The 15,029-nt window shown below is 39.1% G+C and carries 16 protein-coding genes; 4 read left to right on the top strand and 12 right to left on the bottom strand.

Annotated elements, in window-relative coordinates:
* Position 1: 1 nt before the first annotated feature.
* The 5 genes from A4G16_RS01150 to A4G16_RS01130 all read right to left on the bottom strand — a co-directional run bounded on the left by A4G16_RS01150 (position 2) and on the right by A4G16_RS01130 (position 3,103).
* Positions 2–502: a membrane lipoprotein lipid attachment site-containing protein gene (locus tag A4G16_RS01150; protein ID WP_165888339.1), complete on the bottom strand. Its 501-nt coding sequence runs from the start codon at positions 500–502 to the stop codon at positions 2–4.
* 76 nt (positions 503–578) lie between these two features.
* Positions 579–1,631: a branched-chain amino acid aminotransferase gene (locus tag A4G16_RS01145; RefSeq protein ID WP_336217456.1), complete on the bottom strand. Its 1,053-nt coding sequence runs from the start codon at positions 1,629–1,631 to the stop codon at positions 579–581.
* A gap of 127 nt (positions 1,632–1,758) precedes the next feature.
* On the bottom strand, positions 1,759–2,085 hold the full coding sequence (grxD, locus tag A4G16_RS01140; protein ID WP_027075207.1) for a Grx4 family monothiol glutaredoxin: 327 nt from the start codon (positions 2,083–2,085) through the stop codon (positions 1,759–1,761).
* Positions 2,086–2,165: 80 nt separating this feature from the next.
* The gene (gene recR, locus A4G16_RS01135; RefSeq protein ID WP_165888337.1) at positions 2,166–2,771 is read right to left on the bottom strand and encodes a recombination mediator RecR; all 606 of its coding nucleotides are present in this window, start codon (positions 2,769–2,771) and stop codon (positions 2,166–2,168) included.
* A gap of 2 nt (positions 2,772–2,773) precedes the next feature.
* Positions 2,774–3,103 (bottom strand): YbaB/EbfC family nucleoid-associated protein, encoded by a 330-nt coding sequence (locus A4G16_RS01130; RefSeq protein WP_042802372.1) that lies wholly within the window; start codon positions 3,101–3,103, stop codon positions 2,774–2,776.
* Positions 3,104–3,241: 138 nt separating this feature from the next.
* On the opposite strand from A4G16_RS01130, the gene recF reads away from it, so the two are divergent.
* Positions 3,242–4,327, top strand: coding sequence for a DNA replication/repair protein RecF (gene recF / locus A4G16_RS01125; RefSeq protein WP_165888336.1), 1,086 nt, complete (start codon positions 3,242–3,244; stop codon positions 4,325–4,327).
* Positions 4,328–4,364: 37 nt separating this feature from the next.
* Here the strand turns inward: recF and tyrA are convergent, their stop codons facing one another.
* The 4 genes from tyrA to pyk form a co-directional block, all read right to left on the bottom strand.
* A complete protein-coding gene (tyrA, locus tag A4G16_RS01120; protein ID WP_165888335.1) occupies positions 4,365–5,486 on the bottom strand; it encodes a bifunctional chorismate mutase/prephenate dehydrogenase in 1,122 nt (373 codons plus the stop codon).
* A gap of 56 nt (positions 5,487–5,542) precedes the next feature.
* Complete coding sequence (locus tag A4G16_RS01115; protein ID WP_165888334.1) at positions 5,543–6,607, bottom strand: 3-deoxy-7-phosphoheptulonate synthase; 1,065 nt, start codon at positions 6,605–6,607, stop codon at positions 5,543–5,545.
* 37 nt (positions 6,608–6,644) lie between these two features.
* Positions 6,645–7,682 (bottom strand): glycosyltransferase family 9 protein, encoded by a 1,038-nt coding sequence (locus A4G16_RS01110; RefSeq protein ID WP_165888333.1) that lies wholly within the window; start codon positions 7,680–7,682, stop codon positions 6,645–6,647.
* A 93-nt stretch (positions 7,683–7,775) separates the two neighbouring features.
* Entirely contained in the window at positions 7,776–9,215 is a 1,440-nt protein-coding gene (pyk, locus tag A4G16_RS01105) for a pyruvate kinase (protein ID WP_165888332.1), read from the bottom strand.
* A gap of 127 nt (positions 9,216–9,342) precedes the next feature.
* Here pyk and sixA point away from each other — a divergent pair, with 127 nt between their 5' ends.
* The 3 genes from sixA (at position 9,343) to fis (ending at position 11,341) form a co-directional block, all read left to right on the top strand.
* The gene (gene sixA, locus A4G16_RS01100; RefSeq protein WP_165888331.1) at positions 9,343–9,831 is read left to right on the top strand and encodes a phosphohistidine phosphatase SixA; all 489 of its coding nucleotides are present in this window, start codon (positions 9,343–9,345) and stop codon (positions 9,829–9,831) included.
* Between the two features lie 220 nt (positions 9,832–10,051).
* Positions 10,052–11,014 carry a tRNA dihydrouridine synthase DusB gene (gene dusB / locus A4G16_RS01095; protein ID WP_165888330.1) on the top strand — a complete coding sequence of 321 codons (963 nt, stop codon included), beginning with the start codon at positions 10,052–10,054 and terminating at the stop codon, positions 11,012–11,014.
* A gap of 30 nt (positions 11,015–11,044) precedes the next feature.
* Positions 11,045–11,341 (top strand): DNA-binding transcriptional regulator Fis, encoded by a 297-nt coding sequence (gene fis, locus A4G16_RS01090; protein WP_027075197.1) that lies wholly within the window; start codon positions 11,045–11,047, stop codon positions 11,339–11,341.
* Positions 11,342–11,396: 55 nt separating this feature from the next.
* On the opposite strand, the gene A4G16_RS01085 is transcribed toward fis, so the two are convergent.
* The 3 genes from A4G16_RS01085 to rnt form a co-directional block, all read right to left on the bottom strand.
* A complete protein-coding gene (locus A4G16_RS01085) occupies positions 11,397–12,773 on the bottom strand; it encodes an L-serine ammonia-lyase (protein ID WP_165888329.1) in 1,377 nt (458 codons plus the stop codon).
* 50 nt (positions 12,774–12,823) lie between these two features.
* On the bottom strand, positions 12,824–14,050 hold the full coding sequence (locus A4G16_RS01080; RefSeq protein WP_165888328.1) for an HAAAP family serine/threonine permease: 1,227 nt from the start codon (positions 14,048–14,050) through the stop codon (positions 12,824–12,826).
* 302 nt (positions 14,051–14,352) lie between these two features.
* Complete coding sequence (gene rnt, locus A4G16_RS01075) at positions 14,353–15,012, bottom strand: ribonuclease T (RefSeq protein ID WP_165888327.1); 660 nt, start codon at positions 15,010–15,012, stop codon at positions 14,353–14,355.
* Between the last annotated feature and the right edge of the window lie 17 nt (positions 15,013–15,029).

Below are 15,029 nucleotides of genomic sequence, written 5' to 3'. Positions count from 1 at the left end.
CCTATTTTTTAACACATTGACCTTTATAAACGCGGTGGCCTTTAATCTCTTGTTTAATATCCATTTCAGTATCATTAAAATCAGTTACTGTCAATTCAATAGTTTTATTACGATCGTTCTCCGACAGGGTATTAAACAAACTGTCTTCATACTGCTGTAATTCACTATCACGCTGTAACTCCGCCCATACATTAGCACTATGGTTACGTTGAATGGATTCTGCTAATACACGGTAAACAATACGATTATTTTTAAGCGCCCAGCGACCATTATTTTGTACCGTATAAATAAAAATCGGCTTTTTCATCGGGTAATGAATAGTACCCTGCCCAATCAAACCGCCATCTGTAGCAAATTTTAGATTATCCACAGTGCGGATATTAAAATCATCGTAATCAATGGTGCAGCGCCAATTCCCAATCAGTTGGTTAGAATTAGAAACGCTTGAGGAACAGCCGGCAAGAGCCAAAGCTGATAAACCTAAAAAAATTAACTTTTTCATATTCTGTCTAAAAAAATCAAGCGGTTAAATTTGCAAAAAATTTTGCAAATTCGACCGCTTGCGGTTCTGTTTTACATTATTCTACTTTTACAATCCAGCCTTCCGGTGCTTCTAAATCACCAAATTGAATGCCGGTTAATTCCGCGTATAAACGACGGGTAATCGGACCTACTTCAGTTTCAGAATAGAAGACGTGGAAATTATCCTTATGCTGAATACCACCAACAGGAGTAATTACCGCAGCAGTACCGCAAGCACCTGCTTCGATAAATTGATCTAGTTGATCAATATACACATCCCCTTCAACCGCCTCCATACCTAAACGTTCTTTTGCGATATGTAATAATGAGTATTTAGTGATACTTGGTAAAATCGACTCGGAAATCGGGGTGATAAACTTATTATCTTTAGTAATACCAAAGAAATTCGCCGCCCCTACCTCTTCAATTTTAGTATGAGTTTTCGGATCTAAATAAATCGCATCAGCAAATTTACGCGTTGCCGAACCTTGCTCTACGGCTAATTCATGTGGCAGTAAACTCGCTGCGTAGTTACCGCCTACTTTCACTCCGCCTGTTCCCATTGGAGCTGCACGGTCATATTCGGTCGTAATAAAGTTAGATGGTGCTAATCCGCCTTTAAAATAAGCGCCTACCGGGCAGCAGAATACAGAAAAGATAAACTCGGGAGCAGCTCTTACGCCAATATTTTCACCTACACCGATTAAAAACGGACGCAAATAGAGCGTTGCCCCTGAGCCGTAAGGCCCTAACCATTCTTGGTTAGCCTTCACCACTTCTTTACAGGCACGAATAAATAATTCAGTCGGCACGCGAGGCATTAATAAACGATCCGCGGTGCGTTGCATCCGCTCTGCATTTTGGTCTGGGCGGAATAGGTTAATTGAGCCGTCTTTACAACGATAAGCTTTTAAGCCTTCAAAACATTGCTGCCCGTAATGTAACGCCGTGGAGCCTTCGTGAATGTGTAATACGTTATCTTGTGTCAATTTACCTTCATTCCACTTGCCGTCTTTCCAATGTGCGACAAAACGATAATCGGTTTTAATATACGAAAAGCCTAAATTTGCCCAATCTAAATCTTTTAATGCCATGTTGTGTCCTTTTATTTTATGTTGCGAAATAATTTCGTCATTCTAAAACAAAATAACAAACTAGGTAATATTTTTCCATAAAATTAAATGAAAAAATTAAGGCTCTTAATAAAAATTAAGAGCCTTAACCACCATATTTCAATTAAGCAGGCTGTTTTGCTGCTGTCGCCTTTAATAATTCCTGAAGTTCGCCTTTTTGGAACATTTCTAATACGATATCACAGCCCCCGATTAACTCACCTTCCACCCATAATTGTGGGAATGTCGGCCAGTTAGCAAATTTTGGTAATTCCGCACGAATATCCGGATTCGCTAAAATATCTACATAGCCAAATGGCACTTGGCAGTTAATAACTGCTTCAACCGCGCGTGCTGAGAAACCGCAAGATGGGAATTTTGGGGATCCTTTCATATAAAGCAGAATCGGGTTTTCACTAATTTGTTTTTTAATTTTATCAATAGTTTCCATTTATGTTCACCTTAAGATAATAGAATTTTTATAAAATAGTTGAGTAATTGTATCAGAATTAGATATCAACAGAAATATGTTTAAAGCGTAATATCACGTCTTCCTGCAAAAGAATGCGAAAGTGTTGTACCATCCACCATTTCTAGTGAGCCTCCAACAGGTACACCATGAGCGATTCTAGTTGCTTTAACATTATACATTTTGCACATTTCAGCAATATAATTTGCCGTAGCATCCCCTTCAATTGTTGGATTGGTCGCTAAAATTACCTCATGAAAAGATTCATTTTCCAAACGTTGTTGCAGTAAATCCAGCCCAATTTCACGAGGTCCGATACCATCGATAGGTGATAAATGCCCCATCAGCACAAAATAACGCCCAGAAAACTGCCCGGTCTGCTCGATGGCTTGAATATCTTCCGGCATTTCCACCACACAAAGCTGACCGCTCATTTGGCGTCTTGGATTTTTACAAATGGTGCATTCATCTTCTTCAGTAAAGGTTCGACAAGATTGACAATGCCCAATATGGCTCATCGCTTCGTTTAATGCTTTAGCCAAAGCCACACCGCCTGAACGATTACGCTGAAGTAGATGATACGCCATTCGCTGTGCCGATTTCGGCCCAACACCGGGTAAGGCACGTAGGGCTTCCATCAAATTTTCAAGTAAAGGACTGGTCTGCATAATTAGAACGGAAATTTCATACCCGGTGGTAATTGCATACCTGAAGTAACGCTTGCCATTTTTTCTTTTTGCATTTCATCAGCACGGCGAACTGCATCATTAAAGGCTGCAGCCACTAAATCTTCCACCATCTCTTTATCATCTTCCATTAAAGATGGATCAATTTCAATGCGACGGCAATTATGAGCACCGTTAATAGTCACTTTAACTAAACCTGCACCGGATTCACCTGTTACTTCTAACTGTGCAATCTCTTCTTGCATTTTTTGCATACGCTCTTGCATTTGTTGAGCTTGCTTCATCAAGCCGCCTAAACCGCCTTTTCCGAACATAATTTTTTCTCCATTTAGCTATAAAAATAAACGGCTCATTGTACTGAACGCACCTCTAATCTGCAAGCGGTTAATTTTTACAAATTTTTTGCAAAAATTGGTAGAATAGCGTTTCTTTTGATTACCGATACATTCACTATGGCTTTAACCCGTTTATTAATAAACCATTTCCGCAATATCCAAAATGCCGATTTGGCATTTAGCCCGCATTTTAACTTTTTAGTAGGGGCAAACGGCAGTGGTAAAACCAGCCTGCTGGAAGCGATTTTCTATCTCGGACACGGGCGTTCGTTTAAAAGCCATATCAGTAACCGTATCATTAATTATGATAACGATAACTTTGTCTTGCACGGTAAAATTGATGAAGCTCAACATTCATGGTCGGTCGGTATTCAAAAATCACGCTCGGGCGATACCACCCTTAAAATCAACGGTGAAGACGGCAATAAAATAGCCGATCTTGCCCATTTACTGCCAATGCAAGTGATTACCCCCGAAGGCTTAACTCTGTTAAACGGTGGCCCAAGCTATCGCCGTGCCTTTTTGGATTGGGGACTATTTCATCAACATACCGATTTTTACACCCATTGGACAAACTTACGCCGTTTATTAAAACAGCGAAATTCTGCCTTGCAACAAGTGCGGTCTTATCAAGAATTAAAAGCGTGGGATATTGAGTTGGTGAAAACCACTTACGCAGTGAGTGAAATGCGTGCTGAATACGCTGAAGCATTACGCCCGGAAATTGAAAAAACCTGCCAATTTTTCTTGCCTGAAGTCGAAATCGGCTTAAGTTTCCATCAAGGCTGGGAAAAAGGAGCAGATTACGCCGATATTCTTGCTCAAGGTTTTGAACGGGATAAAGCCCTCGGCTATACCATGATTGGAGCACAAAAAGCCGATTTTCGCTTCAAAGCTAATGGGTTACCGGTAGAAGATGTACTTTCCCGCGGGCAATTAAAATTATTGATGTGTGCCTTACGCCTTGCTCAAGGGGAACATTTGGTCGCCCAAAAACAACGCCAATGTTTATTTTTGATTGATGATTTTGCCTCAGAATTAGACCCCACCAAACGTGAACTGCTCGCCCACCGCTTGAGAGAAAGCGGCTCGCAAGTGTTTGTAACTGCAATTACCCAAGATCAGCTCAATCAAATGCAATGGCAAGACAGACAAGATGACTATTTGTTTGAAGTCAAGCAAGGTCTAATAAGTCCTAGATAACAAAAAACGCATTGTAAATACAATGCGTTTTCTAATCTTATCTTCTGGAGTCATGTGCTTGTTGCAACAAGATCCGGCTCTCTTTTAAAAATTGCTCGGAATAATCCCCAAACCAATGATGAACCTCTTCAAACGCTTGAATAAAGCCGGCCTTATCGTTGCGTTTGAAGAAATCCAAACTTTGTTCAAAGCTCTCTTTCAATGCTTCAATTACTTCTATATTTTCCGGCTTATCGGAAATAATATCTGCATATAAACTGCCGTCTTGAGCAAACAAACGCCCGATCATCGCCAATTCTAAACGGTAAATCGGTGAAGAAAGTGCGAGTAACTGGGCAAGCTGAACCGGCTGGCGAGAAAGGTGCAAGCCAAACGCAAAGGTGGAAAAGTGGCGTAATGCTTGAATGTAAGTCATTGCGTGGTCGTGTTCTTCTGCTTCAATTTGCTCTATTTTTGCTCCCCAAATTTTCATCTGCTCAAGCAGCCATTCGTAACGTTCGGGGAATCGCCCGTGGCAACAAGCTATAACTTGTTTGGCTTGACTCGCAATATCCGGCCCGAACATTGGGTGCAAACCCACTACTGCCCCACGATGGATTTCCAACATTTTTTTAAGTGGCTGAGTTTTAACCGAGGTTAAATCTGCCAAAATCATATCTTCAGTTAAATAAGGCTGTAAACGTTCGATAGTTTGTAGAGTGTTAGCAATTGGCACACACACAATCACTAAATCTGCGTTAGCTAAAATGGCGGAGGCATTGTCCCAATCATTACGCCCCAAAGCCTCTACGTGGTAGCCGGAGAGCGTTAAATAGTGAGCAAATAATCCGCCTAATTTACCCTTACCGCCAACAATCACAATTTTTTGAATGTTTGGATTAACCGTTTTAAAACCGTGCTTATTTTCGTTGCTGTAAGATTCCCGCATCACACGGCGAAGCACATCTTCAATTAAATCTGCGGAAATACCTTTATTCTCAGCCTCATCTCGGCGGGCAGCAATCATTGCGGCTTCGCGGTCAGGAGCATAGACAGGAATACCGTGTTCTGATTTCACTTTGCCGACTTCTGCCACCAAGGCCAAACGCTCAGCAAGCAGTTCAATAAGTTGTTGATCGACTAAGTCGATTTTTTCACGCAAAGGGGCTAATGGGTTCATATTTCTTAACTCAAAATAAAATACAAGCGGTCAAAAAAGCATAATTTTTTGCAAATTTACTGATTGCGTAATTTGTCTGCAAAATTCGTTAATAAACTCTCGGTAGTTTCCCAGTCAATACAGGCATCAGTAATGGACACTCCATATTTCATCTCACTAAACGGCTGTTCTGATGATTGGTTACCTGCATTTAAATGGCTTTCAATCATCAAGCCGATAATAGAAGTATTGCCCGCTAATAATTGCGCTAACACATTTTCAGCAACGAGCGGCTGGCGGCGGTAATCTTTATTGGAATTACCGTGGCTACAGTCGATCATAATCGCAGCCGGCAAGTTTGCTTTACGCAGAGCTTGCTCGCATTCTTCTACATATTGTTTTTCAAAATTCGGTGCTTTACCACCACGTAAAATCACATGTCCATCAGCATTACCCTTGGTTTTAAGCAAAGTAACTTGCCCCTTTTGGTTGATACCAATAAAGCTATGGCTCTGTGATGAAGATTGCATCGCATTTAACGCTACCTCTAAACCACCATCCGTCCCATTTTTAAAACCTACTGCCATAGACAAACCTGAGGCTAATTCACGGTGTGTTTGTGATTCCGTGGTTCTCGCGCCAATTGCCGACCAGCTAAACAAATCTGCCAAATATTGTGGCGTCATGGGATCTAGCGCTTCAGTTGCAAGTGGCAAGCCTAGTTCTGCCAACTCTAAGCAAAGCTTACGTCCAACACGTAAGCCTGTTTCAATATCAAATGAGCCATCCATTTTCGGATCGTTAATTAAGCCTTTCCAACCGACGGTCGTACGTGGCTTTTCGAAATAAACACGCATGACAATATAAAGCTTATCGCTTAATTTATCTGCCAAGGCTTTTAATTTTTTGCCGTATTCAATAGCCGCTTTGGTATCGTGAATCGAACAAGGTCCAATAACGATTAACTGACGTTTATCACGTCTATGGATAATATCAGAAATTTCTTTACGCGAGGTTTCAATCTGCTTGCGTAAATGTTCCGGCAATGGAAATTCTTGTTTTAGCTCATGAGGTGTTAATAAAATCTTCTCATCTTTAATGTTGACGTTGTGTACACTATCCTGATTGAATACGGTGTTCATTTTTGTTTCCTTATGTAAAAGTTTTAATACACAAACTTTACAACTTTATTTTTAAAGTTTCAACTATTTTTTCTTTTACTGTTTCAACCGTAATTTTTTCCATCCAATCTTTTCCCTTTGCTTTGGTCGCCCAAGCCAATTGCTGCCAAGGTTTACCATAACTTTGTAAAATTGCCTCATCATAGACCGACACTACTCTATCTAAGTCTTGATAAGGCCCTGTTCGTCTAGGGTTATGAATGGCATAAAGCCCAATTACAGGTGTCTGCTGAGTGGTTGCAATATGTGCTGCAGCGGAATCAGAGGAAATGACCAAATCCACTTGTCTAATGGCTGCTGTTAATTGCTTTAATGTTGTTTTCCCCGAAATATTTTCACATTTTGGCGCAAGTTTTTGAATTTTTGCAGCAGTTTCCATCTCATAAATTGAAGGGGAGCCTGCAATAATTACATTGATATTTTGCTCAATCAACCAATTTGCAATTTCGGCATAACGTTCGGGTAACCAATCTTTCTCTTTTTTACTAGAGCAAGGTGAAATAAGCACATTTTTTCTTTTTATATCAACAAATTGAGTTGCATATTCTTTGTCTTGCTCACTCACAGGTAAATACCATTTTGCAGATAAATCGGTTACTCCAATCGCTTTAGCAAACATCATTTGTCCGTCTAAAACGTGTGGTGAGTCTGTTATTTCCACTTTTTGATTAGTAAACAACCATTGCCCTTCTCTGGCTCGATCTTTATTAAAGCCTATTTTTTTCTTGGCTTTAATTCCTAATGAGAGTATTGAGGCTCGAAATGCTGTTTGCAAATTTAATAGAAAATCAAACCGCTTGTAGGAAAGTTGCTTCCATAGTGTAAATATTCCTTTCCACCCTGTTTTTTTATCGTAAGGAATGAGTGTTACATTTGGAATATCTTTCATCAAAACAGCTTCTGTTTTGCCGATAATCCAGCTAATTTCAGCTGTTGGGTAATGACGCTGAATAGCTTGAATGACAGCAAGCGTATGGCATACATCACCAATAGCAGATAAACGCAGAATACAAATAGAAAGAGGTTTAGAATTCATAAAGATTACATTAGTTAAAAATCATTGTTTTATATTAAGACATAAAAAAATCCACGTAAATTCTTACGTGGATTTTTGTTTCAAAACTTTAAATTATTCAACTCTTAAAATACGGCAAGTGTTTGTACCACCGGCTCTTAGTTCATCACCGTGAGTTAAAAGCACTAATTCACCGGTTAATAAATAACCTTGCTCTTTTAATGTCGCAATCGCTTTTTTTGCACCTTCCATTGTACGGCTCTCTTCATTGTAATATACCGGTGTTACACCACGGTAAAGAGCAGAGAGATTCAAGGCTTTTTGATTACGAGACATCGCATAGATAGGTAAGCCTGAGCTGATACGGCTCATTAATTTTGCCGTTTCACCAGAATGTGTTAATGAAACGATAGCAGAAACGCCTTCTAAATGGTTTGCCGTATACATTGCAGACATTGCAACAGCTTCGTCAATAGACTTAAATGAACCTTCCATACGGTGGCGAGAGATATTAATGCTTGGCATAGTTTCCGCGCCTAAGCACACTTCCGCCATTGATTTTACCGTTTCAACCGGGTAATCACCGTTTGCCGTTTCGCCAGAAAGCATTACAGCATCAGTACCATCTAATACCGCGTTAGCAACGTCCATAACCTCTGCTCGGGTCGGCATTGGTTTTTTGATCATAGATTCCATCATTTGCGTTGCAGTAATAACAACACGATTTAATTTACGTGCACGGCGAATCAAACGTTTTTGAACACCGACTAAGGCAGCGTCACCGATTTCAACACCTAAGTCACCACGAGCAACCATTACAACATCTGCACCTAAAATGATGTCATCCATTGCCTCTTCGGTTGCAACAGTTTCTGCACGTTCAACTTTAGCAACGATTTTCGCATCTAAACCAGCTTCTTTCGCTAATTCACGAGCATAGTGTAAATCTGCGCTTGATTGTGGAAATGAAACCGCTAGGTAATCCACTCCGATTTTTGCTGCTAATTTGATATCTTCTTTATCTTTTTCAGTTAATGCAGGTGCAGATAAACCACCACCTAATTTATTGATCCCTTTGTTATTCGATAGCGGACCACCAACAGTAACTTCAGTATGAACTTTCATGCCATCAACTTCTAATACTTTAAGTTGAACATTACCGTCGTCTAATAAAAGAATATCACCCAGCACTACATCGTTTGGAAGGTTTTTATAATCTAAACCTACCGCTTCTTGGTAGCCCTCACCACGAGGTAAATCTGCATCTAAGGTAAATTTATCGCCGATATTTAAGAAAATTTTTCCATCTTTAAACGTAGATACACGAATTTTCGGGCCTTGAAGATCACCAAGAATCGCAACATGACGACCTAATCTTGATGCAATTTCACGCACTTTATTAGCACGTTCAATGTGATCTTCAGGCACACCATGAGAGAAGTTCATACGAACCATGTTCGCACCGGCTGCAATAATTTTTTCTAAAGTATTGCCACGGTCCGTTGCCGGTCCCATTGTACAAACAATCTTGGTTCTTCTGAGTTTTCTAGACATTATTTGACTCCGTAAATGAATTTGAAATATAAGTTAAAATCTTTCTAAACATATTGATTATGCTTTAAACGGCGTTCATTATACGCTTAAATTGCAAGAGTTTAAATACAAACAGAAGGAGAAAGTGATGAATATTTGGATTATGCGACATGGGGAAGCTGGTTTTAATGCACCGAATGATGCAGCTCGTTCTTTAACCGACTCTGGTATAAAAAGCACTAGATTACAAGGGCAATGGCTAGGGCAACATTTAATGAATCAAAACATCCAATTAGATAAAATTATCGTTAGCCCCTATTTAAGAGCTCAGCAAACACTTGAACAACTAATTTTAGGTATGCAAGCGGTTAAATTTTCACAAAATTTTGCCAATATCACTGAAATCTGGGATGAAATCACACCTGATGGTAATCCATATACGGTAGAAAACTATCTGGACTTTTTGCGCAGTGAGGGAGCAAAACAGGTTTTGGTAATTTCTCATCTACCACTGGTATTTGATCTGGCTCTCTCATTAACTCATCATCAAGCCAATATTGCCTTTCAAACCGCTACCATCGCAGAAATTGACTGGCACCAAACACAAGGCAACCTGATTCAGGTTAAATACCCTTAATTTAATTATTTTTGGGATGTCAATAGAAATATTTTCAATATTTTTGCAAATTGTCCAATTTATAGACTTCCAAAATGATTAAAAAATGCGTATCATACGCCCCCTCAAGTCAGCAAAAGCTGATAATTAGCTTATATAAGAAGTACGGTATTTGCCGTACTTTTTATTTGGATATATTTCTGGTTAAAATTACTTCAAATTTGTTAATAAAAGGTTAAAAATGCAAATAGGACAATATGTAATAAAAAACCGTATTTTCCTTGCACCTATGGCAGGTATTACTGACCAACCTTTTCGGCGTTTATGCCACCAACTTGGTGCAGGCTTAACCTTTTCAGAAATGATGTCCACTAACCCTGATGTATGGCATACTGAAAAATCAAGATTGCGTTTAGCACATCATGAAGAAATCGGTATCAATGCTGTACAAATTGCAGGATCAGATCCAGCTGAAATGGCTGAAGCTGCAAAAATAAATGTTGAGTATGGTGCCGATATTATTGATGTTAATATGGGATGCCCAGCTAAAAAGGTCAATAAAAAAATGGCAGGCTCTGCTCTGCTACGTGAACCGGAATTAGTCGCTCAAATATTAGATGCTGTAGTGAATGCTGTGAATGTGCCTGTAACGCTAAAAATTAGAACAGGCTGGGATCCGGAAAATAGAAATTGTCTTCAAATTGCCAAAATCGCAGAGCAAGCAGGTATTGCTGCATTAACAATTCATGGACGTACTCGCAGCTGTTTATTCAACGGCGAGGCTGAATATGAGAGTGTCAAAGCAGTCAAACAAGCAATTTCAATCCCTGTAATAGCTAATGGAGATATTACCTCTGCAGACAAGGCAAAATTTGTTCTTGACTATACTCATGCCGATGCGGTTATGATTGGTAGGGGCAGTTTTGGGAATCCTTGGTTATTTAAGGAAATCAATGATTTTTTTGAAACCGGACAATATTCAAGCTTGGCCAAATATGAAAAATATCAATTAATGTTTAAGCATATTGAAGACCTGCACCTCTTTTATGGTGAAGAAAAAGGTTATCGAATCGCAAGAAAACATGTTGGTTGGTACATTGAACAATTACAGCCGGAATCAAATTTTAAACGCACTTTTAATACATTAAGCTCGACTCACGAGCAACTTAATGCATTAGAAGATTTTGTTAAATCGATTCGTTAGAATCTTAAGAATAAACGTTGGATAGAAAAAATGTTAGAGCAACAACCTACACAAAACCCATTAACAGTAACCATGTTAAATGCACAAGCACAGCAAGTCAGCAAACCGCTTCGTGACAATGTGAAAGCTGCATTAAAAAACTATTTATCTCAATTAAATGGCGAAGATCCAACAGAATTATACGAATTAGTATTATCTGAGATCGAACACCCGATGTTAGATATGGTGATGCAATATACACGTGGTAACCAAACTCGTGCTGCAACAATGCTCGGTATCAACCGTGGTACATTACGCAAAAAATTAAAAAAATACGGTATGGGTTAATTACCATTTAAATCCGAATAAAAAATCCACTTTCCTTGAAAGTGGATTTTTTGTTTTAATCACAAGGTAATATTTTTATAGCTAAACCACCGGTGGAGGTCTCACGGTATTTCGCATTCATATCCTTACCCGTTTCATACATCGTTTCGATAACCTTATCCAAGCTTACTTGTGGACGGGTTGTACGACGTAAAGCCATACGGCTGGCATTAATTGCTTTCACTGATGCAATTGCATTTCGCTCAATACAAGGCACTTGCACCTGTCCGCCTACAGGATCGCAAGTTAATCCTAGATTATGCTCCATCCCGATTTCAGCAGCCATACAAACCTGATCTGCGGATCCCCCCATAATTTCGGTTAAAGCAGCCGCTGCCATTGAACAAGCAACACCAACTTCGCCTTGACATCCTACCTCCGCACCGGAAATGGAGGCATTCATCTTATAAAGTGAACCAATTACACTTGCTGTCAGCAAATAACGCTCTATTGTTTCGGTATTAAGAGGGGAAATAAATTTTTCATAATATGCCAAAACTGCAGGCACAATGCCACAAGCACCGTTAGTCGGAGCGGTAACGACTCTTCCCCCCGCCGCATTTTCTTCATTTACTGCTAGGGCAAACATATTTACCCAGTCAATAATCTGCATCGGGTCAATATTAAACTTACTGTTCGCTTCTAATGTACGACGTAAAGAGCAAGCACGGCGAGCAACTTTTATTGGCCCAGGTAATAACCCTTCAGTATGTATACCTCGTTGGATGCAAGCTTCCATCGTTTGCCAAATTTTAGCCAAATAGGCCGAAATCTCTTCTTTACTGTGAAGTACTAATTCATTTTTCCACACCACAGAAGAAAGCGGCAAGCCATTTTCGCTACAATGTGTCAATAAGTCTGCTGCATTTTTATAAGGAAAAGGTACTGTTATCGTACTTTCTTGGACTTTGCCAAAGTTTGCTTCATCAACAATAAAACCACCGCCAATGGAGTAATAAGTATTTTCAAAGAGTAAATTTTGCCCCTCAAAAGCACTAAACTTAACTCCATTTTCGTGTAGCGGTAAAAAATCGCGATGAAAAGGCATATCCTCAAAGAAATCAAAAGTAATTACTTTCGGCTGCTGACTATTTTCAGCTAAGGTTAACTGCTTAGTTGATTTTAAACCAGCAACGGTTTGATCAATACGTTCAATATCAACATTATGCGGAAGGTAGCCCATTAGCCCCATAATAATAGCAGTATCTGTATTATGCCCACGTCCTGTTAACGAGAGAGAGCCATAAACATCAACACGCAAGCGGTCAATTTTTGCTAAAAATTTACGATTAAGTAAGTCATCAACAAATTCTTTCGCCGCTTTCATCGGCCCAACAGTATGGGAACTGGACGGTCCTATTCCCACCTTAAACATATCAAAAACACTAATCATAAACACACACTTAAATAAATAATAAAAATAAGGGCGTCATTCTACATGGATTAAAGTAATCCGTACACTATCGCTGAAATAGCTATACAGCCCATTACAAAAACAAAAGCATTACTAAATAGATTTTTAAAGCGAGCTAATGCCGGTACTTTATAAACCGCATAAACAGGCATAATAAATAGAATCATCGCAATAATCGGTCCACCTAAACTTTCAATAAACCCTAAAATACTTGGGTTAATCGTCGCGACAATCCATAAGACGACTAAAAAAACCACCGCAGTAATTTTACGGAATTTGCTTGGTTCAATCGGATGCTCACGCATTTGGTTGACTAACCCTTCTAATCCCTCACGAGCCCCTAAGTAATGCCCAAAGAATGAGCTACCGATTGCTAAAAAGGCAACGAAAGGACCAAAATAGGAAATAATCGGGTTATCAAATTTATTCGCTAAATAAGACAAAATCGAAATATTTTGTACTTTTGCTTGGGCTAATTCTTCAGGCGTGAGTGTAAGCACACAGCTAAACACGAAGAACATCACAAATAACACTAAAATAAAGGCTGTTGAACGTAATACTTTACTTGCCTCAATTTCTGCTTTATTACTATCTTTATAGAAATTTTGCTGCGAGAGTGCAAAAGATGAAATTGCAGGAGAATGGTTAAAAGCAAAAACCAATACCGGAATAGTCAACCAAAGTGTCGTTAAAAAATCGCCTGTTGTCGGCATTTGTTTTAATGCCGCACCATTCCATTCAGGAATAAGGTAAATTGATAGCCCAAATAAAATAAAGACTAGCGGATAAACTAACCAAGTAGTGATTTTTAACATCACTTGTTCACTTAACAACATCACCCCAATCATTGCTGCAATTAAGATAAACGATAAAATCACTCTAGGTGGTGCTGTTAGATGAAGTTGGTTTTCAATAAAAGAACTAACGGTATTGATAATACCCACCCCATAAATCAATAAAATTGGAAAAATCGCAAAGAAATAAAGCAGTGTAATTAATTTACCGGCTTTATCGCCAAAATGTTCACGCACAACTTCAGTAATATCACTTCCTTCATTCTTTGAAGATAGTACAAAACGTGTTAGCCCACGGTGTGCTAAATAAGTCATAGGCCCCACTAATAAGGTCATGATCACAAGTGGATAAAATCCGCCCATACCAGCATTAATCGGTAAAAATAAAACCCCAGCTCCAACCGCCGTACCAAATAAATTAAGCACCCAAGTTAGAGAAAAACGTTGAGATGGCATAGCCATAATAAGTCTCCTTGATCTAGTAAATTAATTTAAAACAGCGATATGCTACGCCTTTAGAAAAACAAAACAATCAGATTATTTTGATTATGTGAACTCGCTAGCAAAGTTAATAAAAATAGTTTTTTATACGAACAATAATCCGACAAAAAGTTAAATATTTTACCTAAATCAAAGAAATAAAGCATTTTATAATGTATATATAATCAATTTATAAACAATAAAAAAATCTGCTTCTAAAAAGTTAAAAAGTCTAATCACTCCCTAACTTCCCAAAAACAGATTCAAATAAGATAGAAATAAATTTAACCGCTTTGCTCCGGCGAAGCTAATGGAAAGCCTTCCAGATCCTTCAATCGATTGACCATTGCACAAAACAATTCGGCCGTTTTTTCCGTATCATATAACGCAGAATGTGCTTGGTGACCATCAAAAGCAATTTTAGCCATTTGGCATGCTTTGACTAAAACCGTTTGTCCATACATAAAACCGGCAAGACTTGCGGTATCAAACATGGCAAAAGGGTGAAACGGATCACGTTTAGCATTAATACGCTTCACCGCAGCTTGTATAAAACCTTGGTCAAAAGCCGCATTATGAGCAACTATTACCGCACGCTGGCAACCTTGCTCTTTCATTGCCTTACGAACCATTTTAAACATTTCAGGAATCGCAATATTTTCTGCTACTGCACCACGCAGTGGGTTATCAATATCAATACCGTTAAATTTCAGCGATTCGGGGTTAATATTCGCTCCTTCAAAAGGCTTGATATGGAAGTGGCATTTCTGGTCAGGCACTAAATAGCCTTCTTCATCCATTTTCACCGTAATCGCCGCAAGCTCTAATAACGCGTCTGTCTGTGCATTCAACCCTGCTGTTTCAACATCAATTACCACAGGTAAGTAGCCCCGAAAACGATTTTTTAATAATTTATAATCGATTTGTTCCGCTGTTTTTTCCATCTTCTTTTCTTCATCAA

Source organism: Mannheimia granulomatis, from assembly GCF_011455695.1.
Taxonomy (GTDB): Bacteria; Pseudomonadota; Gammaproteobacteria; order Enterobacterales; family Pasteurellaceae; genus Mannheimia; species Mannheimia granulomatis_A.
The sequence above is the reverse complement of the archived record's forward strand: the minus strand, read 5'-3'. Positions and strand labels throughout refer to the sequence as shown.

Bases quoted from the DNA above. Each gene is read 5' to 3' on its own strand.
- sixA (WP_165888331.1), top strand. From the start codon at position 9,343: ATGAATATTTGGATTATGCGACATGGGGAAGCTGGTTTTAATGCACCG.
- tyrA (WP_165888335.1), bottom strand. From the start codon at position 5,486: ATGAACCCATTAGCCCCTTTGCGTGAAAAAATCGACTTAGTCGATCAA.
- rnt (WP_165888327.1), bottom strand. From the start codon at position 15,012: ATGGAAAAAACAGCGGAACAAATCGATTATAAATTATTAAAAAATCGT.
- pyk (WP_165888332.1), bottom strand. From the start codon at position 9,215: ATGTCTAGAAAACTCAGAAGAACCAAGATTGTTTGTACAATGGGACCG.
- A4G16_RS01110 (WP_165888333.1), bottom strand. From the start codon at position 7,682: ATGAATTCTAAACCTCTTTCTATTTGTATTCTGCGTTTATCTGCTATT.
- recR (WP_165888337.1), bottom strand. From the start codon at position 2,771: ATGCAGACCAGTCCTTTACTTGAAAATTTGATGGAAGCCCTACGTGCC.
- dusB (WP_165888330.1), top strand. From the start codon at position 10,052: ATGCAAATAGGACAATATGTAATAAAAAACCGTATTTTCCTTGCACCT.
- recF (WP_165888336.1), top strand. From the start codon at position 3,242: ATGGCTTTAACCCGTTTATTAATAAACCATTTCCGCAATATCCAAAAT.
- A4G16_RS01130 (WP_042802372.1), bottom strand. From the start codon at position 3,103: ATGTTCGGAAAAGGCGGTTTAGGCGGCTTGATGAAGCAAGCTCAACAA.
- A4G16_RS01150 (WP_165888339.1), bottom strand. From the start codon at position 502: ATGAAAAAGTTAATTTTTTTAGGTTTATCAGCTTTGGCTCTTGCCGGC.
- A4G16_RS01080 (WP_165888328.1), bottom strand. From the start codon at position 14,050: ATGGCTATGCCATCTCAACGTTTTTCTCTAACTTGGGTGCTTAATTTA.
- grxD (WP_027075207.1), bottom strand. From the start codon at position 2,085: ATGGAAACTATTGATAAAATTAAAAAACAAATTAGTGAAAACCCGATT.
- A4G16_RS01085 (WP_165888329.1), bottom strand. From the start codon at position 12,773: ATGATTAGTGTTTTTGATATGTTTAAGGTGGGAATAGGACCGTCCAGT.
- A4G16_RS01115 (WP_165888334.1), bottom strand. From the start codon at position 6,607: ATGAACACCGTATTCAATCAGGATAGTGTACACAACGTCAACATTAAA.
- fis (WP_027075197.1), top strand. From the start codon at position 11,045: ATGTTAGAGCAACAACCTACACAAAACCCATTAACAGTAACCATGTTA.